General features: G+C 64.9%; 19 protein-coding genes. 7 read left to right on the forward strand and 12 right to left on the reverse strand.

Annotated elements, in window-relative coordinates:
* Window positions 1-305 precede the first annotated feature (305 nt).
* Window positions 306-893 (forward strand): hypothetical protein, encoded by a 588-nt coding sequence (locus tag IU448_RS23195; RefSeq protein ID WP_195057765.1) that lies wholly within the window; start codon window positions 306-308, stop codon window positions 891-893.
* Window positions 894-1,304: 411 nt separating this feature from the next.
* On the opposite strand, the gene IU448_RS23200 is transcribed toward IU448_RS23195, so the two are convergent.
* The 6 genes from IU448_RS23200 to IU448_RS23225 form a co-directional block, all read right to left on the reverse strand.
* On the reverse strand, window positions 1,305-1,886 hold the full coding sequence (locus tag IU448_RS23200; protein ID WP_195057766.1) for a hypothetical protein: 582 nt from the start codon (window positions 1,884-1,886) through the stop codon (window positions 1,305-1,307).
* A 213-nt stretch (window positions 1,887-2,099) separates the two neighbouring features.
* Entirely contained in the window at window positions 2,100-2,486 is a 387-nt protein-coding gene (locus IU448_RS23205; RefSeq protein WP_195057767.1) for a hypothetical protein, read from the reverse strand.
* A 258-nt stretch (window positions 2,487-2,744) separates the two neighbouring features.
* Window positions 2,745-3,338: a hypothetical protein gene (locus tag IU448_RS23210; RefSeq protein ID WP_195057768.1), complete on the reverse strand. Its 594-nt coding sequence runs from the start codon at window positions 3,336-3,338 to the stop codon at window positions 2,745-2,747.
* A 330-nt stretch (window positions 3,339-3,668) separates the two neighbouring features.
* Window positions 3,669-9,479, reverse strand: coding sequence for a toxin glutamine deamidase domain-containing protein (locus IU448_RS23215; RefSeq protein WP_195057769.1), 5,811 nt, complete (start codon window positions 9,477-9,479; stop codon window positions 3,669-3,671).
* Window positions 9,479-9,787: a WXG100 family type VII secretion target gene (locus tag IU448_RS23220; protein WP_195057770.1), complete on the reverse strand. Its 309-nt coding sequence runs from the start codon at window positions 9,785-9,787 to the stop codon at window positions 9,479-9,481. Before IU448_RS23220 ends, IU448_RS23215 begins: the two co-directional genes overlap by 1 nt.
* 28 nt (window positions 9,788-9,815) lie before the next feature.
* Complete coding sequence (locus IU448_RS23225) at window positions 9,816-10,322, reverse strand: YbaB/EbfC family nucleoid-associated protein (protein ID WP_280459136.1); 507 nt, start codon at window positions 10,320-10,322, stop codon at window positions 9,816-9,818.
* A gap of 336 nt (window positions 10,323-10,658) precedes the next feature.
* On the opposite strand from IU448_RS23225, the gene IU448_RS23230 reads away from it, so the two are divergent.
* Window positions 10,659-11,141, forward strand: coding sequence for a hypothetical protein (locus IU448_RS23230; protein ID WP_195057771.1), 483 nt, complete (start codon window positions 10,659-10,661; stop codon window positions 11,139-11,141).
* A 44-nt stretch (window positions 11,142-11,185) separates the two neighbouring features.
* Here the strand turns inward: IU448_RS23230 and IU448_RS23235 are convergent, their stop codons facing one another.
* The 6 genes from IU448_RS23235 to IU448_RS23260 all read right to left on the reverse strand — a co-directional run bounded on the left by IU448_RS23235 (window position 11,186) and on the right by IU448_RS23260 (window position 17,566).
* On the reverse strand, window positions 11,186-12,235 hold the full coding sequence (locus IU448_RS23235; RefSeq protein ID WP_195057772.1) for a hypothetical protein: 1,050 nt from the start codon (window positions 12,233-12,235) through the stop codon (window positions 11,186-11,188).
* Between the two features lie 47 nt (window positions 12,236-12,282).
* Complete coding sequence (locus IU448_RS23240; protein ID WP_195057773.1) at window positions 12,283-14,310, reverse strand: hypothetical protein; 2,028 nt, start codon at window positions 14,308-14,310, stop codon at window positions 12,283-12,285.
* Between the two features lie 212 nt (window positions 14,311-14,522).
* Window positions 14,523-15,263 (reverse strand): hypothetical protein, encoded by a 741-nt coding sequence (locus tag IU448_RS23245; protein WP_195057774.1) that lies wholly within the window; start codon window positions 15,261-15,263, stop codon window positions 14,523-14,525.
* Between the two features lie 49 nt (window positions 15,264-15,312).
* Window positions 15,313-16,107: a Crp/Fnr family transcriptional regulator gene (locus tag IU448_RS23250; protein WP_324188698.1), complete on the reverse strand. Its 795-nt coding sequence runs from the start codon at window positions 16,105-16,107 to the stop codon at window positions 15,313-15,315.
* A gap of 21 nt (window positions 16,108-16,128) precedes the next feature.
* Window positions 16,129-16,512: a DUF3048 domain-containing protein gene (locus IU448_RS29800; RefSeq protein WP_195057776.1), complete on the reverse strand. Its 384-nt coding sequence runs from the start codon at window positions 16,510-16,512 to the stop codon at window positions 16,129-16,131.
* 514 nt (window positions 16,513-17,026) lie between these two features.
* On the reverse strand, window positions 17,027-17,566 hold the full coding sequence (locus tag IU448_RS23260; protein ID WP_195057777.1) for a hypothetical protein: 540 nt from the start codon (window positions 17,564-17,566) through the stop codon (window positions 17,027-17,029).
* A gap of 488 nt (window positions 17,567-18,054) precedes the next feature.
* Between IU448_RS23260 and IU448_RS29610 the strand changes: the two genes are divergently transcribed.
* The 5 genes from IU448_RS29610 to IU448_RS23275 all read left to right on the forward strand — a co-directional run bounded on the left by IU448_RS29610 (window position 18,055) and on the right by IU448_RS23275 (window position 22,160).
* Window positions 18,055-18,459: a hypothetical protein gene (locus tag IU448_RS29610; RefSeq protein ID WP_324188683.1), complete on the forward strand. Its 405-nt coding sequence runs from the start codon at window positions 18,055-18,057 to the stop codon at window positions 18,457-18,459.
* 178 nt (window positions 18,460-18,637) lie between these two features.
* Entirely contained in the window at window positions 18,638-18,835 is a 198-nt protein-coding gene (locus tag IU448_RS29615; RefSeq protein ID WP_324188684.1) for a hypothetical protein, read from the forward strand.
* Window positions 18,832-19,416: a hypothetical protein gene (locus tag IU448_RS29620; protein ID WP_324188685.1), complete on the forward strand. Its 585-nt coding sequence runs from the start codon at window positions 18,832-18,834 to the stop codon at window positions 19,414-19,416. The genes IU448_RS29615 and IU448_RS29620 overlap by 4 nt, the downstream gene beginning before the upstream one ends.
* A 347-nt stretch (window positions 19,417-19,763) precedes the next feature.
* On the forward strand, window positions 19,764-20,189 hold the full coding sequence (locus IU448_RS23270; RefSeq protein ID WP_280459150.1) for a DUF4352 domain-containing protein: 426 nt from the start codon (window positions 19,764-19,766) through the stop codon (window positions 20,187-20,189).
* A 546-nt stretch (window positions 20,190-20,735) separates the two neighbouring features.
* Entirely contained in the window at window positions 20,736-22,160 is a 1,425-nt protein-coding gene (locus tag IU448_RS23275; RefSeq protein WP_195057778.1) for an MFS transporter, read from the forward strand.
* Window positions 22,161-22,323: the final 163 nt, after the last annotated feature.

The following is a 22,323-nucleotide window of genomic DNA, read 5'->3' on the forward strand; positions in this document are numbered from 1 at the left end:
ACGAGTCTCGATCGCGTCGGCAGAGCGGTGGACGCGATGTCCCGGTAGCACTCCTCGGGACGACCGCACGCGTGAACTCTTTCGCTGTCTCGATCGCCGCAGGAATGGCGCTTATCACGGGTACGACCGCCGTCCGTACGGGTCTTCACCGCATTCTCCGGACGAGAGGCCGTGTAAGCGCCCGACCCCGCCTTACCGAACCGTTCGAGTCGATGATCCGCAAAGGGACCGGCGACGGCGAACCTCGCGTGAAAGGCGACGCCATCGTAGACCGCCAATGCGCTGCGTCGGTAGGTTGAAAGACGATGATGCAGCGCCGCTACCGCACCGATACAGCCGACCTATGGGCAGGATGGTCGTACTACGGTGCCGCCCACCGATACGACGTCCACGGCACACCCGAGGCCACATCGGCCTGCACGCAGGCAATGGACCGGCTCGAATCAGCCGCCGATGAGAGGCGGTTACGCGAACTCGCCTTCGGCGACGGCGACCGCTGCGCTTTCATCCGGTTGATCGAGATGCTGGTGGACTCAGACCGCGTCGACGACCTGCGACTCCTGGCACGCCGCGGTGACGACCGCGCATTCACGACACTCATGGAGTATCTGGTCCATACCAACAGCATCGACCGCCTGCGCGCGCAAGCGGTCGAGTTCCCCGGCGCCCGCCTATGGCTGGCGCAACTGCACTTCCGTCGCGGCGAGAACGAAAGGGGGCTCGCTGAACTGGAAGCCACAGAAAGCGATCCCGACCACGGTTCCTCCGCGCACTCCGAACGAATTACGCAGTTGATCCGGCTCGGCCGGATTGCTGAAGTCCACAGGATGGCCGACGCCGGCGACCGCACAGCCAAACGACACCTGCGGCGGATATCCACCACTGCCGGTTGACCAGCGACCCGACACGCGCCACGAGTATCGACCTCGCGCAAGGATGAGGACGTGCAGACAGCGACAACCATCGATTTCGCCGCATAGCGTCTCACCGCCCGGGAGTCGAACCTCATCGCGCTGCCTCCTGCTCCGGCGTTGGCATCGCCCCGGACACTCTCCGGGGTTGCCGGCCGAACGGGACAACTGCGTGGCCCGTCGTCGCCATCGCTTACGCAGTGGTCCGATTCCGCCACAGCGTGTTTCGGCTCACCTTGGATTCGTCCGTTGCGGATACTCGGGACCAGTTTGCCGATCGAATCGGATTTCTGTCGAGCCCGATTCCGCGATGCGCGACGAGACCGGGCAGTTTCGGGAGGTCCTGGCGACCAAGCACGCAATACCGCGGTCGAACACGGTGATTCCGAGGACTCACATACTCCTCGGGCGACCGGGTTCGGGTGGTACATCGAATGCGATGCCCCGTTCCTCGTCCGCCTTGATCTGCGCTTCGACTTCTTTGAGTTCGTTCCACAGCGAGAGGATCATGGAGCCCCACAAACCCATGCTCGGTGCGCCCCCGGGGTTGAAATGGATGACGGTGTTCTCAATGGGGCAGATGTATTCCAGAATGTACATTCCGGTCAGCGATATTCGAAGAAAGGGGTTGGTGTCCGCGGGTAGGAACTTTGCCGAGGTGTATACCTCGAGCACTCTTTCTTCACCCTCGTATTTCAGAGGCGCCTTATCAGGCATATCTTCGAGCGCGACTGCCAATAATTCCGCTCCGGAAAGTCCGCGAACGAAGTCGCCGGCACGGCAGTACCCCTTCATGGTTCGCCAGAATATCAATTCGAATTCGTTGGCGAAATTTATTCCCGCTGTACTCGGAGCGGGAATGAATCCGTCGTTCATCCAGTATTCTTCGCTCACGTTTCCCGCGTCATCGGCTTTCCGTCCGGACATCACATTCTCCGGAAAGATCGGTCCGTCGCGACTGACCGCGGGATCCACGTAGTAGAACCACTTCCCGGGACTCCTGCGTGCGGTTGCTCGATCGTTCTCCGATATCGGTGGAAGTGCGGGCCTTCCGAGCCGATTGAATATGCGAACGTCGGTCATGAAAACCCCTCCGGATCAATGGGTTGTACTGTGGTCATTACGGGTTGACGTAGTGGAACACTCGGCGGCGCGTAAGTCCTTCCAGGTCCGAGGTATTGTTTGACGCTAGAAGTACTCGAGCATCTCGGACTCGAATTCCGGTGAGAGTGTGACGTCGCTGGGTGGGACGTATTTTCTTATGCGAACATGTTCGAGAAATTCTTCCGGAACATCGAGATTGTATTTACCGAAGTAATGAACCGAATCGACTCGCCAGATCCACTCGCCATCGGAAATGAGAGACGATGCGCTTGCGATTCTGTCGGTGTTGTTCAGCACATCTGTCACTACGTCGAGGACATCGAGGACTCCTGGAGAGGATTCTATGTACTGCGCAATGCGTTCACGATCACCTATGGCACCGCTGGTCAATGCGTCGAATATCGAGGGTAGTTTCTGGTGGCGTCCGGGCTTGTACATCTCGCGGTACAGTCCGACCGGCTTCAGTGTCACTGTCGATTTCCTTGTTTCGTCTCCGGCAATGGCTTGGCAATGTGGCGGACCGGTTCAATTCATGGTGTCGGGATCCTCGAATCGGCTCCGTTCGCTACCCGGTTCGTCAGTGAGTTCAGGGCGGTGCACCACCGGCTCCCCGTTGGGAGATAGCTGTCGAAGGAGACCTCACCGTGCTGACGCTCGGCGTCTCGGCGGTTGTCGAGAAAGCCGAGCTCGGTCGCGCGGCCGGCGCCCGCGGTGGTGGGGGTGTCGGGTCTACTGGTCGAAACTCCCCCGGTCGGGCCATGCCCCCCGGTTGGTGAGGCGGTACTGCGTGATCCACGCCGCCACCTGTTCCGGTGTCCGGTCGCCGGGCTGGAAATCCCCCATTGGCTGGACGTGGCGGGTCTGCTTGTTGATCCCCAGCATGAACAGCTTGCCGGCCAGGAACGGGTTGTCGAAGGTCACCGTGTACCCGACTGACAGGGCCTCCTCCCATTCTTTCTGGATATGCACCTGGGGGGCGCGATGATGAGTTCGGGGTGGTTCCGGGGTCCATGCGGGGGGCGGGGGTTGCCTGGGGTAGATCTGTACGGCCTGGGGTCGGCTGCCCTGCTCCTTGGAGGTGTGGAAGCTGCTGGTGATCATTCCGAGCGACCAGCTCGGGTACTCGTAGATCGCTCCGTTCTCCGCGTCGACCACCAGTTTCGGCATCCCGACGTCCTGTTGGGTCGAGGTTTCGTGCTGGGTCGGTATCGGGGAGCACACCCACCCGTGATCGATCTGGTAGATCCGGTACTCCCGGTCGGGTTCGAGGATCTGTGCCAGATGGGTTTTCACCTGGTCCTCGGTCTGGAACTGTGCCGGCATCGGGTGCTCCTATCGCTGATACGAACTCGATTTTGGGACCGGATACCAAGAGCGCATTCCGGACTTCAAATTTTTCACGTCGGTTTCGTTGACGGATCCGCAGGGGGCGTACGCTGGCGGTAGCGTGTGCACCCGTTACCGCATTCAACCTCGAGTATGCCGAATTCACGAAGGTCGGTCACCCGCAGCACTGCTTTGCATTTGTAACATGTCGCACTTACTTCTTCGCTCGCGTCGTGCTGGTGGATTGCCAGCACGACGGCAGGCATCTCGGGATGCTTTTTGCGGATGAAGTCGGGGACCTCTGGCGGCCCTTCCCCCGTGCTCATATCAGTATCGCCCTCTCTCACGCATAATTCTTATCTCCTCTTCTATCTCAGCGACCTCCTCGGTCGTGATGCACCATGTACTCCGGTTCTCCAAGATTATTTCCCGTGCTCGGATTTCGTTGTCCAGGACCGATCCCCCATCGGCCCCGGTAGAGACCTGACCGGCGGCGGCCTGGCGGGTGTGTATCCATTCTTCACGTAGAACCCGTACGTTCGAGGCGTGCTCGCGCCGGACCATGATCAGGTCCTCGCCGAGGCTTACCGCATGCACCTGATCGGGTGCGATGCCCTGCATCCGGGCGCAGAAGTCGAGGTAGGCGTTGGCTTCCTCATCGGATCGGACCTCGACGCCGTCGCGCTCCAGATCCGCCAGGACATGTTCGAGCGCGTGCTGTCGTTCAGATGCCGGCCCAGGATCCTGCCCTGGCGGCGGGGGATCGCTGCTCCGTCCTCCTTCTGCGGATATCGGTGGTCTGGGGTCCCCGGGAAGTACCCCTGGTCGGGCCGGGCCTGGTCCAGGTGGGCTTCCACCTGTGCTCCGGTCTGGAACGGTGCCGGCATAGGGTGCGCCTATCGGGGAGGGAATCAGGTTGAACCATAGGCCGGCCGAGTCGGCGATCAGGTCCTGCGGCGGGCCTTCGGCCAGGCGGTTGCCCTGGGGGTCCACCCATACCGGGCCGTCGGCGCCGAGCGGGTAGACGATGGCGATGGCGTGGTTGCCGTCGATGACAGGCCGGCCGTCGGGGCTGTACTGGAATTCTCTGGTGGCGGGCTCACGGGCATGCCATTGGTTGACGACGAACGCCGCGGCACCCGGCCCCATGCGGGCGACTTGATCGTGCAGTCCGCGGAATTGCTCGTTGATGGTGCTGCCGAGGTCGAATCCGGACCGCAGGTCCTGACCGAGCCAGGCTGCCGCGCGCCGCAGGCTGTTCGCCTCGCCGGCCGTCACCCGCCCGTGCGCATCGGGTTGCTCGGCTCGCCAGCACGGCGCGGCAACCAGGGGCCGGCCGAAGAACGACGAGAGGAAAGCCATGCAGCTTTCGACGCAATTGTTGTTGCGGCCGGGAACGCTGGTACCGCCGTCGTTGATCCGCGAGAAGTAGGGATTTGTTCGTGGGTCGGCGAACATCTGGAAGTGGTCCCCGTTGCGCAGGGCGTCCTCGACGGCCGCCTGGTATTCCGGGCGTTCGACAGGCCGGAGGTATCCATCCGCGAAGACTCGGCCCTGGGAAGGGTCGGCGAAGGGGGCGCGGGTATTCGCGGTGGCGATATCGTTGCCGATCACGCGGAGGTCCGCGGTGTTCAGGCCGGGATCCCCTGGTCGGCTCGGGCCGATTCCCAACTGGTCGCGCACGAAGCCGGCGAGAGTGCCGGGATCCGCGTGATGCGGATTCCAGATGCTCGGCCCGTTCTGCCAGGGATCGACGGAAACCCGGATATTCGCGGCCGCCGGATCGCTGGTGTAGACGATATCGAGCAGGATCCGTTCGCCGCCCGGGAGTTCGTAGCCGCGGTTGAAGGTGCTGTCGACGGTTGTCTGTACGGACTCCATCACCCGATGCACATCCGCGCGGGGCACATCCGGGGGCGCGCTCACATGGACCGCGATCGTGGCGACGGTGATCCGCCAGGGCGGATTCCCGGCGATATCGACATGCCGGACGCTGTACGCGGGCCCGGACCGTGGACGTGCCGCCGGCGCGACCGGTGTTACGCGCCCCTGGACCGGCGGGAGCCGACGGCAATCTTCGCGGAAAACACGCGTGGGGTTCGGTGGATTCTGTGGGCGGGGGGCGGGGGCCGCCGGCGTGTCGGTGCGTCGGCCATCGCCGACGGGGCTTCGACCGTCTTGCGGACGGGCCGGGCCGGCCGTCTGCGGTCGGTCGGCCCGGGCCGGTGAATTACCCTCCGGCGCACGGTGGCCGGGGTGGGGCGCGATACCTTCCGGCGGGCGGTGGGGGGCCGCGACCGGGGCATTCCCACGAGGACTCGCGACCCCGCCGTTGCCTGGTTGTACAGCCGGGGTTCCCGGAGTCGTTGTGCGAAGCCCTGGACTCGCCTCCGTCGACCGGGGCGCGGGAGCATTCGGCGGGGCGTGATGATCGGGGTGAGTCCTGGTGTCGCCGCGCGGCGCCGGTGGCTGTGCTGAACCGTTTTCCGGGGCGTGTGGAACAGGGGCGGGCGGCACGCTTTCCGGTGCCCGGACCGGGCCGGAGTTCGTAGCGTTATCTGTCCGTGTAGCGGGGGATCCCGGTATGCCCGTATTCGTGGCGGGTGCCTGGTGCAGTGCCGGAGCCGGCTGCCCTTGGGGGAATCCGTGAGCTCGAGGATCGGTGTCGGTGCGGCCGGCGGAGTCCCGCTGCGCCGGCTCGGGCGTCGCTCGGGATTGCGGCGGGAGCGCAGGGTTGCTCTCCGCGGAGTCCCTGCCGAGGAGGTTTGCTATGTCGGCTGGGTCCCAGATGGGGTCGCCGGGGCGCGGGTCGGTGGCGAAGCGGCGGCGAGGTTGTTCGTTGTTGCTGTCGGGCGCTCGGTAAGGGTTCGAGGGTGGTTCGTTTTCCGGTGCCCGGCCCGGATCGGGGTCCGGGGTCGTAGCCGGCTGTGGTGCGGGGGCGGGGTTCGCCCGCGGTGCGGAGGAATTGTCCGGTGAGGTGAAATTCGGGTGATCGCTGTATCGGAAATTGGGGTTGTAGATGGGTGGTAGTACCCGCGCGCTGACGATCTGGTTCCAGTTATCGGGGTCGAACACGATTTCGCGTGTCCATACGCGATAGATCACGTCGGAGGAAAGTCCGCCCGGTGCAAGAACTTCCGCTTCCCGATGCCCACTGGGATTGCCCGTGTCGCGATGCGAGGACTCCACGTCGACACCGAAGGGATGGTATGCCTCGTACATGTAGCGCGTCTGCCGATACAACCCGTTGGGCAGTTGTTCGACTCCGTGCATATCGACGCTCAGCGAGTCTTCACGCTGGAGCACATGTTCCGGACTGTTGGAGAACGAGACACATCCACCGCCGTTGGTGGCCTGGCCGGTGTGCGCCCCGAGGTTGGGGTCGCCCGGCCTGCGGCAGTGGAACCCCCCGAGGCCGCCGATTTCGGCCGGCCCTCTGCTTTCCATCCGGAACAGCGCGTTCTCCTGGCGCAGAAAGGCGTCGCCGGCGGAGCGATCCCGCCACACGACCGCGTCGTCGCCTTCTTGATTCAGAAAGAGGTTGTCGGCAACCGGATCCACAGCGTCGGCCAGTGCGTCCGCCGGCATGTCACGGGTGATATGAGCGGGTAGCTCATTGCCCGGGCAGCCCGGTTCGAACGTAGGGTCGGCCATACTGTCGTAGGGCGAGACCCGGCGGTTGTGCGAGTAGTGATGCTCGAGAACCGCGTTCAAATAAGCTTCGTCGAAGTTGTCCGGCGGCGGCAGCGCATCGACTTCCTGGATCTGGAGTCTGGGGAAAATTTTCCAGTTCGGGTCGATCAGGAGATCACCGGCTCGCACGGCCCGTTGAACTTCATCGAAGGTGAGATTGGTCTCCTGCATGTAGTTGTGCATCGCTTTGATCATGTTCGCGCGATCGGCGGCGAGTTCGTGCGAGGTGAGGGCCCGACGATCCGGCGGATGGGATTCCAGCGGCGAGGTCTCGTTACGAGTCACCGGGGTGAGGGAGTCGTCCGTTGGCCGCAGCGGGACAGATTCAGCGGGCTCGGCGGAGCGTGCGGGTGTGCCGGCATCCGGAGGTCGGTGCGGTGGCGGGTCATCCCAGGAGCGGTGACCGGGCCTCGGACCATCCCGGTCCCCGTACGGTCTCGATCGACCGGCATCGGGCGCGGGGGCCGGTCGCGACCGGCGAAAGGGATTCAGGCCCGCCGCTTCTCGCGGTGGTTCGAGGCGGTGTGCGGGACGGTCGGCGGGTTGGCCGGGACGTTCGAGGTCGCCGCGGGCCGGGCGCGGGGGGCCGGCACTCGGTGCTTCGGGTACGCGGCCCGGGGGGATTCCGCGGACCGGATCGGTGGTGGTCCGTGGCGCTCCCGCCGGTGCGGCCTCGGCTGTGGGCGCAGCGGTGTTCGGCCGATGGCTGCCCTCGGTGGACTGCGAAGTGGGGGCGCCGGAGAGAGGTGTGGTGGAGGACAGTGTCGGGGTGGCGGGGGTGCCCGTTGTTGTGGTGGTCGCCGCTGCGCTGGTGACGGCGGGGGTGTCGGTGCTCGTCGGAGTGCCGGAGGTGTGCGGGGTTGAGGTGTCGCCCGTTGTCGGTGCGGAGGGGACATCCGAGGTGGCCGGCGTGGGGCTGGGTGGGTCCGGTGCCAGGTTGAGGCTGCTACCCGGCACTGTTCCGTCGGGCAGGACCGTCTGCGGGGTGTCCGATGTGTCGGGTGTGGTGCCGGGAGGATCAGAGGAGAGGTCGGGGCTGCTGCCCGATGGGGGGCTGTCGGAGGTCGGGGTGTCGGGTCTATCGGGGGCAGTGCCGGGCACGTCGGGGGCAGTGCCCGGCGTGTCGGGTGACGAGTTGGGGCTACTGCCCGGTGAGGTGCTGTCCGTGGTCGAAGCCGGGCTGTCGGGCGGGGACGGGGTGGAGGTATCCCCCGGGGCGGCCTGGCTGTCCGGAGTTGGTGCCGGCCCGGCACTTTCGGGTGCCGATCCGGAATCGGTCGGAGTGGGGGTGCTTTCGGGAGTCGATGCCGGACTGGCCGAGGTGGTGGATGCGGAGTCGTTCTGCGGCGCGGAATTCGGGGCTTCGATACTCGAAGTGGAGCCGGTGTCCGGATCGGCCCCGGTGGCGGCGGGCTGTGTCGCGGTCTGCTCGCCTGGTGCGCCGTTGTCCGGCTGCGCGGGAGCGCCGGACTCCGAGGGGGTTGATGCAGGGCTGCCCGGATCGGGATCGGCCGGGCTCCCGGTCTCGGGGACGGAGGGGGCGCCTTGGCCGGAATGTGTGCCCGCGGCTTCCCCCGCCGCGGAGGCCCCGCGCTCGGCGGCGCCACCAGCGGCTCCGGAAGTGAAGGTCTCCAAAGTCAATTCGCCACCGACGGCCACGGTCCCCGCGACATTCCCGGCGACCCCGGCCGCGCTCTCGACACCGAGTTCGGTGACGGTCTTCCCGACGGTGGAGCCCACCTGGTTGGTCAACGGTGCGGCAAGCCCGCCGGATCCCAGACCACCGCCCACGGCGCCACCCACCGCACCGGCGATCGCGCTGCCCCTGAGCCCCGCCCAGTCCTCGCCGTCCAGTCCCGTCCGTTCTCCCGAGGCGAACTGGATCAGGTGCGGGATCAGTTCACCGGCGCCGCCTTCGAGGACTCCGAAAAGCGCGCCCTTTCCGACCACGGTGGCCAGCCTCTTGATCAACATCTGGATCGCTATGCGAATCCCGGCCTGAGTGGCGACCCGTGCCGCGGCCCCGGCCACCGCACCTACACCGGTCCATGCGGTCACCCCCGCCACCACCAGTTCGGCGGCGAGCAGGACCATGGCAGTGATGATCGCCAGCTTGGTGTGCTCGATATCGAGCGCCCCGTCATCGGCCTGGTCGGCCAGCCATCGGCAATGCTCGATCAGCTTCGGTAGCGCGGCGTCGTCCTTGCCGCCGACCAAGTCCCAGTGCGCGCTGAGCGCGGTATGCGATTCGCCCGAGTGGAGTGCGGTCAGCGCGGCCTGCATGGTGTGGTTCGCGTCACCGGAGCTCTCCTCGAGCGCCGTCGCCATACCGTTCCACGCATCGGCGATCCGCCGTATGGCCGTCTCGTCGGCTTCCGGCCAATCCCCCGCCCCCACAACCCATTTGGCGACCCATTGCAGTTCGTCCGGGATCTCGATACCCATCAGGACGCAGCCGAGCCCAGATTTCCGGAGATGATCTGATCCTGGGCCTCCACATTGTCGGCCAGGGTCACCACATCTTCTCCATACCTGGTGAACGCGTCCCGTACGTCCTGTATGGCCTTCAGTCCCGGGTCGGGTGTGTAGCGCTTGGCGAACGCCTGACCTACCTGGTCGGTGCCCCAGCACTGCCCCTCGGTGTCGAGCACGCGACGCAATTGTTCTGCCGCGCTGGTGATATCGTCGGCCACCGCACCGAATCGCGGTCCGGTATTACGGAGGCCGTCCGGATCGACGCCCAGGACACTCACGGCATGTCCTCCCCGGTGCGCTCGTCGGTCACCGGCCGGGATCCAGGTAGGAACGGTTGCGGAAGTACTCGTCTTCCTCTTCGTCGGTCAGTTCCCGCGTGGCCGGTGGGGGTGTGGCCGGCGGAGGTTCGGAGAAGCTCGACACCATGTCCCGGATGCTGGGTGCGCCGGGGATGAGCTCGGAGAGATCGGGCATCGCGCCGACCTCCGCCTCGAGCGGCGCCATGGCCTGCTGCGTGGCGTCGCCGGCTTGCCGGGCCGCGGCGTGCACCGCCTCGAGTACGGAACGGGCGAGCTTGTCCGGTGTGGTCCGTTTGAACGCCCCCGCATCGATGTGCACATCGACCGGGATCCCGGCCACATTGCTATCGATCCGGACCATATTGTCGGCCGACCACACACTCACCGTCGTGGCCGCCAGCCGGGCCTGGAGTTCTCCCAGCTGTGCGCGCTGCTGTTCGAACGACTCCAGTAAGGCATCCATCTCGGCCCGCATCCGATCGTTCCGTGCCCGCTTCTCCTCGCGCTCGCTCACTCGGCCCCCCTTACCGGTCGTCGCCTCAGTACTTGTTCCGGCGCACCGATCCGCGAACGGTCCCACCCTGTCCCTCCGGATTCCATCATCACATCGGAGTCGAGGCAAATCGGGACGGCGCAGTTCGCACGCACCGCCCGCTCCTACCGCCGCGTGAATCCGGCGGCGGACACTAGTTGCCGCCGCCGGATCTTACAATCCCTGGACCGACCACTGGGATCACATCAGACCGTCACGGCACGGAATGTGTACTTGTACGTGGAACCCCCTGTGCTGCACTGCTTGCCTGGATCCATGACATTTGGGATAGCCAAATCGGCTCAAAGGAAACTCCGTATGCGGCGCCCCGGCGCGGCCCAGGATCTGTCCACGGCGCTTCGTACGATCTCCGAGGTCAACCGGATAATCGCCGCAACCGATACAAAAGTCGGGTTGCTGCTGACCGCGAACGGGTTCGCGCTCACGGGCCTGATCGCCGGCGGACGCACGCACACCGCCGTGCTCTCCTCCGTGCTCGGCATCGCCCTCGGGATATCTCTGCTGGTGTGCATGGTGTACATGGCGGCCACTCTGAAACCGGATCTGCGCGGCGCCGGCCCGGGGAACTGGTTCAGCTTCCCGAGCTTTCCCGCCGCGACCGACCGGCGGCCGAGTACCGCGGCGCTCGCCGATCATGCATGGCGGGAGGCCGCGATTCTCGCCGACGTGGCACGCAGAAAGTACCGGCGGTTCGCAGTGGCGCTGCGATGGAGTTCGGTGAGCCTGATCGTGTTCGTGGTCTGGTTCATCGCCTCCTCCTTGTCCGGTATCAATGTGTGAGCCGTCGGTGGCGGACGGCTCACGCTATCCAACGAGGTACAACGTCAGTCGTCTCCGTCCTCGTCCTCGTCGTCCTCCGGATCGTCGGATTCCGAATCCGCGGTGTCGAGCGTTGCGAGATCGGTGATGATCGACGACGCGGTCAGCTCGATGTCCGGCAGCGGGGCGGCACTGCCCACGGTCTTCGTCGTTGTCGCGCTCTCGATCAGCGCATTGACCTTTGCCAGCAGCTGATCGCCGTCCCGCTTGTTCAGCATGCCTTTGTCGAGCAACGCGGTGATGATCTCCTGCGCGGTCTGTCTATTGAGATTGTGCTGGACGACCAGCTGCTGGATCACCTGTCCGACATCATCTCGCCGGGAGGCCAGCTGGAGCGCGAACATGCCGAGATCACCCTCCCGAAGCACCCGCAGGTAGTGCTCCATCCGGTGCTGTTCGCGCACAATGTAGTTCTGGCCCTTCACCTCGGCGACCTCGTGCTCGAACTTGGCCGACTGTAGCTTCAGTCTTTGCCCGGCATCGTTTTCCGAGTACTCGAGTTCGATATCGCGGAGCAGGTGCTGATGCTCCGCCCGACGCCGCTCCGCGGTCCGCTCATCCAGCGTCCGATTGCGGAGGTGGCCCAGAGTCTCCGCATCAGGTCGTAGTTGCACCCGGCAGCCCAGCAGTGTCAGTCCGTGGCCCAATTCGATGGTGCCCACCGCAAAGAAGGAATTGATCTGCACTTCGGCGTCGAGGAATCTGTCGATTTCGAATTGACAGCACAACGCCCGGAGATTCTGCTCGACAATCGGCCGGTACACGAATTCGGCGGCGCGCACATTGTCTCGGATGGCCGCGATCGGATCGGTGATCCGCCAGGACAGATGTGTTTGGACAAGGAAGCTGAGCGCGTTCTCGGCGCTGGGTACCTCGACCTCGAACGACGCGTGGTGGACCGCGACATTCACCCAGAAGATCCCGGCAGGACGCGCTCCGAAGATTCCGAGCGGTTTTCGTTCGATCGGCACCAGCCCGCCATTACGGTCGAGAGAGACGGTGAGCCAGTACCCGTCGGACTGCGGACGGAACCGCCGCCAGTCTTCGCCGGACATTGGCAAGTAGCGGACCAATGCATCCGGAGGGCTCGCATTCATTGTGATTATCCCTTCAATTCGAGCTGTTTCGAGCCGGAACGTCCCGGTGATTCGATGATCGCGAGAATCTCCTGGGCCGCCCGCCGAGGCCCCCTGGGCTCAGTGGCCCATTCCCGCAGGTAATACGGGAAGATGTCGGCGTCCTGTAGGGCGTCCCCGAGATCTGACAGGAGGCGTGCGAGCGGTTCTCGCATCGCCGGGTCTTCCTCGGCGTCGGCCACCCACGCACGGATTTCGGCATAGGTATCGGGCGGGTGGTCGGGATTCCGGAGGAGTCTGCTGAAGAGCGTGACAATTGCGGCCCGGTTTGCGCCGGTCAGGCACAGCGTCACCGGCCAGTCGTACACGCTCTGTTCGGTTGGTACCGAGCGGTACCGGCACAGATCCAGCACACACCGTAACCCGGTGTCACGCAGTTGCGGTTTGGCCGTGCTCTCGGTCCAGCGCAACAGTTCCATCAGGATGCGATCGGCGAGGCCATCCGACCAGAACAGCTGCGCCATCGAGAACGAAACCGCAACACGGAGGGACACTCGGTTGCTCCTCGCCGCACGGCGTAGCCGTCGCACAGCGGTATCCGGCATGGCCTGCCCGATCTCGCTGCCCAGTGCCCGGGCAGCGGTAACTCGCAGCGCCAAGGGCTGGTCGCGCTGCAACCAAGTAGCAAGCATGCGGGATACCAACGGAGCCAGATCGGAATACAAGAACGGAAAATGCAACGCGGCCATTGCCGCGGCACGGCCGTATCGGGAACCGCTGCGTGCCCAGGGCTCGATCAGCTTGGTACGCGCATGGTCGAATTCGAATATCGACAGCAAGCCTGCCGCCACTCCGGCACGGGCACCTACCCGGAGATCGGGGCTGCAGCCCAGTGCGTACAGCCACTCGCGCACCAGCTCGTGGGCGCTGTGATACTCCCGCCACACCAGAGCGAGTATTTCGGGGGCAAGGTTCGCGTCAGTGAATTCGACGATATCGACCGGGATTTCACCATAGACAGTCTCCTCGGTCGATCGCCGCGTTCTCGCTCGCGCGGCGTCGACAAGTTCGCTGTTCCGTGAGCCGAATACCGGCCACGCGGGTGTCCGGTCGGGCTCCTCCGCGCCGGCGATCACCCGGGCCAGCATGCGAGCCGCATCGGACACCATGTAGACAGGCATCCCGTTGAAGACGGCAAGTGCAATGGTGAACGCCCGAGCCTCTGAGCTGAGCTGCTCATCGAACCACCGCCGCAACTCCGTCTTGATCGCCGCGTGATGGCGACGGATGACCTCGCTGATATCGCCACCTTCGGCCGAGGTATCGGCCAGCTCTTTGCCCAGCTGCGCGAGTGTGCGCGCGGCCGGCCATTCCTTCGTGTATCTATCGATGAGCCGGCGTAGCTCCGGATGGTCCAATATGTCCGTCGGATCGCGGTTCAGGTGGTACCGCACATGGCTGCGGACCACTTCTGTTACGTCTGCCGGAGCATCCCCGTCGACAAGGAATTCCCCCAGATCGGGTGCAAGCTCGGTGGCGGCATCCAGAAGAACGACCATCCGGCAGCCCTGATCGCGCAGTGCGGCACTCAACTGGTCGAGATGGAACCGGTGCAGCCGACCGGCCTGATCGGGACCGAACCATTCCATCAGATACCCGGTATCGGGGCTGAAGTCGATGTTCGGTGAGCGTAGTTCCACATCCGGCTCGAGAGTGTAGATACGTGCCGAGCAGCACTCGTCCAGTGCACGCAACGCGGCAGTTGTACGGCCCCACCCTCGGGGTGCACGCAGCAGCAGTAATGACTGCGTGGTGAGGATACGGCGAATATTCGCGAACCGCGTAGGTTCCACGAAGACCCGCTCGATTAGTGCGATACGCTCAGTGGCGACCTCGCCCCGCGCCACGGGTCGCCGACCGGTGGCGTTTCCGATGTTGTCCCGGCCCACCTGGGTGCCGATGGTGGCATCACCGCCGATGAAGTTCGTGGCATGGATCGTCACATGCCTCGCACCACCCGGAACGCCGCGCAGGGCGGCGACCGCGTCTGACATGCTCGTGGCGGCTACCCGGGTTTCCTCGAGCCGCTCATCCTCCGTGGTATCGGACGGCTCCGCCGGTTCGGCCGGGCTCGCCACGCCGGCCTGCCCACGATTCCCACCCGCATCGCTTGCCCGGCCGGGTGACTCGGTGGAGTCGCCGGGTGCAGCCGCGGCGGCATCGCTGTCATTCCGATCAGACCGGGACGCCTCGGGGTCGGCGCCGTTCATGAACCGAGGTGGATGTTGTCGCGACCCACCTGCGTGCCGACAACAGCATTGCCACCGATGAAGTTCTCGGCGCGAATGGTGGCCGCCTCCCAGTCCGGCCGTGCGGTGTCCGCTCCGTCGGCGCGGTGTTCGGTAGGCGTCGGTTCCGACGGCTCGGTGGGTGGCAGCGGGGGTTCTGGGTATCCCGGTACGCGAACCCAGATCCGGCGGTCACCACTCTTCGATGACATTGTGAAGCTCGCATATTCATCCGGTGTCACGGTGTCCCGGTACCCGTGCCGGATCAGGCCGTTGAAAATCGAATCCGATGCCACCACCACGGCGTCCGCACGCGGAGCCCGCTCCAGCGCGTACTTGACGGGCTGCGCAGAGTTCATTCGAAACGTCGCGGTCACCGCATCACTCGACCATCCGTTGGCATCCCTGCCGACGTATCCCTCGTGCACCGCGATACGCACCCGCAGCCAGTTCAGCGGGCCCGCCGTACCGTTGTGTTCGCGAACGCCGGTCAGCATCCCACCGACGACCCGGTCCAGGACATCCAGCACCGGGATCTCGAGTACGAGCATCGCTCCGTCTCCGCGATCCTCCTGCGCTACCAGACTTTCGGCGCCTTGTACCGCGCGATCGATGATGCGGTAGAGCGCTGCGCGCACCGCCTCCACCTGCACGTTGGTCAACGACTCCGAATTCTCGATATCCACGACGAGAATAGAGCGATGCGTGGGTTCGGACATGTTTCCTCCTGATTTGTACGGCACCCGCGGAACTGGCAGTTCCCCAGGTCTACCGGTTCGGAACACGCGCGTCTGCGTCCGAATACACATTCGGACGCACACCTTCTGCCACTTCGGCGAGCAGATCGGGCCGCAGCAGTTCCACACACCGACGAGCGGTCCTGATGGCGCCGATCGTGCGCAGTTTTCTGAATGCCTTGGCAACGGCTTCTCGGGAAGCGTTCGCCGCATCGGCCAATTCGGTCTGGGTCAGTGGTAGAACGATCACCACCCGGTCCGTATCGGTACGCCCGTACCGCCGGCCGTATTCGAGCAGTAGCCGGGCCAGCCGTTGGGTGACGGTGTACGCGCCGTAGTCCAAACGGTGTACGTCGGCCTCCCGTAACCGGGCGACCACAGTACGCAACAGTTCGAATGCCAGCGCACCGTCGTCGACCAGCAACGCACGGAAAGCGGTTCCCTGCACGGTCGCAGCAACAACTGGCGAGATGGCGGTGATCGTCGCCGACCGCGGTCTCCCGTCGACGGCGCCGAGCTCACCGAGTAAATCCCCGGGACCGCGAATACCCAGGACAACCTGTTTTCCGCTGGGTGCGGAAGAGCTCACCTTGACCCAGCCCTGTTCGACCACCAGGACGTTATCGGACAGGTCGCCTTCATGGAGCAGCACCGCTCCCCTCGGCCAATGCTGCCGCGTACCCGCTTTCAGCAGTTGCTTACTGTCGAAATGAGGTAGAGCGTCGAATTTCAGTGTTGTTCCCCCTTGCGAGCCACCGTGCTCGACGGTGATGACCTCGCGACAGGGTAGTGGATTGACCTCAGCGGAGTACAGGGAACGTTGCAGCCGAAGCGAATTCGATACGGTTCACTCGAAATACGGGCTGCGATAGCGGAACTCATGTGTGCACATGCGCCGGTGCCGCAGCAGCCGCCGGACCACAAGTCGCGGAGGTACGCCGCAGGCCGCCGCTCGGCCGAGGTGTTCTGCAGCGGCGAGCGATCGACGGCGGCGACCAGCTCGGGTGCAGCACCAGAAGAGGCCACGTCGGGTCGGCGAACTGGTCAACAGCGTCAGATCCGTTTCCCGCGTACTTCGGACAGGACCGGTCAGCGGGGGTTTATCAGCCGAGAACACGGCGGCCAACCGGCTCAAACCACCCTCGACCGGCTCAACACAGACCATATCGGCGGCTGCGAGCCCGGCCGGTGGCCGTGCATCCGGACTGTTGTCCACCTTCGCGACCAGCACGGGTAACCCGTACCGGGGAGGATGAGTCCGGGCCGGGTGGAGCGCGCTCCGGCCGGGTGCTGCTACTGCAGGCGGAAACGGCGCACATTCCCAGAGTTGTCAGGAACGCCGCAATCCACACCCACCATCGCTGCTGCATAGGGCAACCTCTGGCGCACCCAGCCTACGCCGCATATGGCCAGGGCAGGAGTGGGCATGAATCGTGCTGACCGAACCCGCCGCAGAGCTGCGGACACAACTCGAGGTGCGCAACCATGACCAGCCCTCCCCTTCAACCTCCACCGATGCCTCCGGCATCGCCCACCGGCCCGTACTCGGGCCCACCGGCAGCACCGAACAAACAGAAGAATACGATCGGGCTCATCGCGGTCATCGTGGCCGTCCTCGGCTTCGTCTTTGCCTGCAGCGGTGACGTAGCCGTCGGCACGCAGGACGACACTGACTCGCCGGCCGCCTGCGACGAACAGAGCCCTCCACGTGCATGGCCACCACGGCAACAGTGTCGGGCTGCTTATCAGGGAAGATCGACTCGGCTGACGATGGAACTGAGCAGTGGCATCTGCACATCGCAGCTGACCTGGGAACGGTCGTCGAGGTCCACATCCGTCTTGCTCGCATCGGGCTCGATGGTGATCACCATCTCCGCGTCCCGATACTTCAGCCACACGCTGCAGTTACCGCCTCGTTCGTTGGTGACGGAGGCCCGTCGATCGTCGATCTCCACGTAGCGCACATGGGTGGGCGATTCATGATCAGGAACAGCGCGGTCCTTCATGGAGATCGACAGGAAATCCCGCCAGCTGTCGCCCCAACTGCACCCGTTGCCGACGGTATCGTCGGACCGCTCGGATGGCACAGCTTCCTCCCCCTCCCTGGTGTTGTCCAGTTGCGCCACTTCGCTCGGCTCCACGAGCGCGCACAGATCGATATCACGCCAGTTCTGCGGGCCTTCGGATTCGGTGCCCCCGGACTCACTGCACCCCGTCACCCATACCGTGACGACCGCCGCAGTCAACAAAGCGGACTGAAGGCGCAGAGTTTTCATCGTGCTCACAGACTCGTTGTCACCCGCTGAGCGGAACCGCCTGGCCCCGGTAGGGATTGCCCCCTGGCGTCTCGGACTATGCAGTATGCGAAAAGTGATGTGTTAGGCCATTTTCTGCGCCTGATCGCCTGAGCGATGTGGACTGTCGCCACTGGCCCGGTCCCCCTCCGAATTCACTCCATCTCCGCGAGAGGCTACCAATGCCCGCGGCGATCCTCAACGGGACAGTTCCCCGGCCGCGACGACGAGGACATGTAACTATTCGGCGCAGAGTAACGACCATCAGGTTGCCTCCTCGCAACGTGTATGCGGCGTATATCGACGCGGGGCTGTGGGATGTTGCGACCGGTATGCAGTTCGGCCGGGAGGCAGCGATCGCGGGTCACGCGATCGGTACCTGGGCTAACATCCGATGCGATGCCCGACGGCGAAACGACTGGTCAGCGGGCTGACTATCCGCCCGACCCTCCGCGTCGACCGCGAGTTCAGGAGCATTTGTGGGGGCTCTCCTACCGACCGTACAGCCCAACCGGCTGCGTGAAGGGTTGACCGATTACCTCGCGACCACCTTCGCGCTCACCGATCCGGATACCCAGGCCGCGCTCTCCGATTTCGTCGGCGACGCCCGGGACGGCATGTTCAAGGGCCCCTACGTCCGGTTACGGCTCCCCTTCGCGCCGGCCCGCGGTAACTGGGGGATGCGCCTGGATTGGCTGCCGGACGAGTTCGTGCCGTACGGGCATCAGGCCAAAGCGTTCGAGCGGTTGTCGACCAAGTTCCAGGCGCGCCCGCAGCCGACGCTGGTGACCACGGGTACCGGGTCCGGTAAGACGGAGTCGTTCCTCATCCCGATTCTCGATCATGTCGTGCGGGCCAAGAGGCAGGGCGCGTGGCCGGGATGAAGGCGCTGATCATCTACCCGATGAACGCGCTGGCCAACGATCAGGAGCAGCGGCTCGCGCGGCTGATCAGCGCATCCGGAGCTGTCGGGTGTCACCGCCGGCCTGTACACCGGCGAACAGAGTTCCGGTGGGCGCACCCTGGTTTCGGCGGATGGGTTGATCACCGATTCGCCGGCTGGTGCACGATTCGCCGCCGGATATCCTGCTCACCAATTACAAGATGCTCGATCATCTGCTGCTGCGGCCCGACCGTGCCGCGATGTGGAGGCAGTCGGCGGAATCGCTGCAGTACGTGGTGCTCGACGAGTTCCACACTACGACGGCGCCCAGGGCACCGATGTCGCGATGCTGCTGCGCCGGCTCGGATCGGCCGTGAAATCGTATTGGACCGAATCGTCCCCGGTCACCGGCGAGGACCGGGCCCGGCCGCTGGGGCGTATCACGCCGGTGGCCACTTCGGCGACCCTCGGCGGTGGCCGCGAACCCACGGCCATGCTCGAGTTCGCGCACACCGTGTTCGGCGAGGTATTCGGAAAGGAATCGCTCGTCGGGGAAGCCCGGCTCGAGCTGCCGGACTGGCTGGCCGATCGCGACCCCGTCCTGGACCGTCGCTACGTGCCGATCGCCCCCGCAGCGGAACAGGCCGTCAATGATCTCGACGTTTTCAGCAGCCACTCCCCCAACAACGCGTTTCTCACCGCAGCGGTACTGGCGACCTTGTTCGAGCGCACCGGCGACGAGCATCCGACATTCGCGGAACTGGCCGCCGAACTGCGCCGGCTCGACGCGACAGAACAGCTGGATCTGCTGAAGAACCATCACTGGTTCATCCGGCTGGCCGGCCGATCCACCGACGCCATTTCCTTGGCCGAGCTGGCGGCGAAGACCTTGTCCGCCTCGTCCGCCGAACGCGATAACCAGCGTGGCCGGGCGATCCGGCAGCGGTACCTGGACTAACCGTCCGAACTGCTGGGACGGTTCAGCAGATAGCGAAACCTCCACCCCCGCCCCAGTTCTCTATTGACAATGTTTTCACGTCTCGTTTAGTGTTCTACCGCGCGCACGAAACGGCCCGGCCAGGCCGGTCGTGCCGTCCAAAATTTCCGCGGCATAAGTAGTCCCGTCGTCCAGTCGACGGGATCTGCCTGCCCGCACTCGATTCCGCCGACCCGCAGCCCCCGCGCAAGAACCGCACCGCGCTCTGGATCGTCCTCGGCGTCCTCGGCTTCTTCATCCTGCTCTGCGGCGGCTGCGCCGGCCTCGTCGCCACCAGCGCCGACGACGCCGACAACCCCACCAGCAGCATCACCGCCGGTTCCGTACCCGATGACGGCGATGCCCCCGCACCCGCCGGATCCGAAGTACGCGACGGCAAATTCGCGTTCGTCGTCACCGCGGTCGAACCGCCGGCGAAATCGGTCGGCGGCGACTACCTGAGCAAAACCGCACAGGGAGAGTTCATCCTCGTCCACATCGACGTCACCAACACCAGCGACCGGCCGCAGTCCTACTTCGGTGACAACCAGAAACTCATCGACGCCCAAGGCCGCGAATTCACCAACGACACCGAAGCCGAGATCTACCTGAACGACGACGTCTACACCGATATCAACCCCGGCAACAAATTCTCGGTGACCCTGGCCTTCGACGTCCCCGTCGGCACCCAGGCGGCAGCCCTGGAATTCCACGATTCGATGTTCTCCGGCGGCGTCTGCGTCGCGGTGCACTGACGTGTCGAGCCGGCCGGGACGCCCCAGATGCCTCCGCGATCCGGTCGATGTCCGCAGCGCGGTCGAACTCCAGCTCGGTCAACTTCGCCCGGCATCATGGGTCATGATCCGCGCTCGACCCGCTGCCATGTGATCGGAATGCCGGGATGGTGGCTCACCTCGGCAGCGCGTTCCACCGAGCGGTGGGCGGGATTTCCCGCTGAACGGAAACGCGACGGTCGGTCTTCCGGCACGGACCTTATCGTCCGTTGTGCCGGCTGTCGGTGACCTGCATCACGAAGCCTGCCTTCGGTTCGCGTCGTGTCGCGGTGTCCGGTGCCGGTGCAGTTATTCCGCGGTGCCGTAGGTCCGCTGGGTTCTGCCGCCGAATCCCGAACCCGTGATGATCACCGTGCTGTCTTGTCCCACAAGCGTGGGTCAGAGTTCCCTGCGATGAACAACCACAGGTCCGGCCGTCTCGTCTCAGGAGGACAACCGATGTCCGACCCTTCATCCCGGACCACTTTTGGGAGGCCCGGTGATACACCGGTTTTCCGATCACCGGCGTTGATCATCACGGCGTTGGTTCTCGCCGAATCGGTCAGTGCGTTCGAAGCCGGCATGATCTTCATCGCATTGCCCAGGCTCGGCGAGATCTTCGGGGCACCGGCCTCCACGACCGGATGGTCGGTTACGGCCTATATGCTCGTCGCGGCCACGACCGCTCTGGTGGGCGGACGCCTCGGTGATATGTACGGCCGCAAGAAGGTTCTTGTCCTCGCGATGCTGGTGTCGGTCCTCGGCTCGCTGATCAGCGTGTTCGGTGACTCGATGGCGGCGATCATCCTCGGGCGCGGTGTCCAGGGGGCGGCCGGTGCGATTCTGCCGCTCTGCTACGGTCTCGCCCGGGAAGTCCTTCCGGCCCAGAACGTTTCGATTGCCGTGGGATTCATCGGGGGTGCGGCGCTGCTGGCCGGTTCGGGCGGTTCGCTGATCGCCGGTGTGCTACTCGACGTCGCCGACTGGCATATGATCTTCATCTTCGCCGCGGTGCTGGCTGTCGTGGCTTCCGCGGTGGTCGTATTCGCGCTACCGAAGTCCCGGGCCTCATCCGATCTACCCCGCTTCGACTATGTGGGCGCGGTCCTGATGACACCGGGTCTGATCGCGCTCCTGTACGGCATCACCCAGGGCCCGGCGTGGGGGTGGTCCAGTCTTCGAGTGGTCGGCCTTATCGTCGGCGGCCTGGTCATCCTGACCGTGTGGACCTTCTGGGAGTTGAGGCAGCGCGAACCACTGGTGGATCTGCGCGTTCTGGCGAACCGCAGAATGTCGCTCAATTTGATCGCATTGTCGGTATTGGCCCTCGGGCCGGTAGGAGCTGTGCAGATCGTGACTCCGATGATTCTGCAGACCCCGGCCTCGCTACCGGTGGGCCTCGGGATGACCGCGACGGTGACGGGGCTGGTGGCGGGAGTCGCGGCGCTCGTCGGTTTCGCGGCCTCGCCGGTTGCGGGAGCGCTCGCGGGCCGGTGGGGCGGACGGACGGTCTTCCTCATCGGGGCCGGTCTGTTCGTCGTATCGAACTTGATGATCTTCGTGGGCCACAAGTCGCTGGCCCTCATGATCGGCGCCTTCGCTGTCGGGGCCGTTGCCACGGCATTCGCCTATACCGGCTATCCGAAGATCGTGATCGAATCGGTTCCGGACAACGTCACCAGCGTCACGACAGGTGTCCTCAGTACCGCCCGGCAGGCGTTCTCGGCGATCGGGGTGGCCATCGTATCGGTGATGTTGTCGTTGTCGACAGTTCGGGGGACCACCGCGCCCGCGTTGTCCTCGTTCAACCTGGCGGTCGGCTGGTTCATCGGATGCGCACTGATCGTGGCGGCGATCTGCCTGTTCATCGGCAGGCCCGAGCCACAAGCGCAGACGGCGGGCGGTACCCGGTCCGATGAGGAAGGTACGGCGGCTTCGGCGGCATACGCCTGACCTGCGATGGCCGGCCGTCGCAACAGACGTGCCCGGCCTGAATCCGGTGGAATGCGGCGGGCCGGTGTACGGCCCGCCCGTGCGGGAGTGCGATCGCGGCGGCTGGGGTAACCGGGCATAACGGTCGGCTCCGGGGTTCTGTCGGGACAAAGATGCACCACAC

Origin of the sequence: Nocardia flavorosea (assembly GCF_015477805.1) — a bacterium.
In the GTDB taxonomy this organism is placed as follows: domain Bacteria; phylum Actinomycetota; class Actinomycetes; order Mycobacteriales; family Mycobacteriaceae; genus Nocardia; species Nocardia flavorosea_A.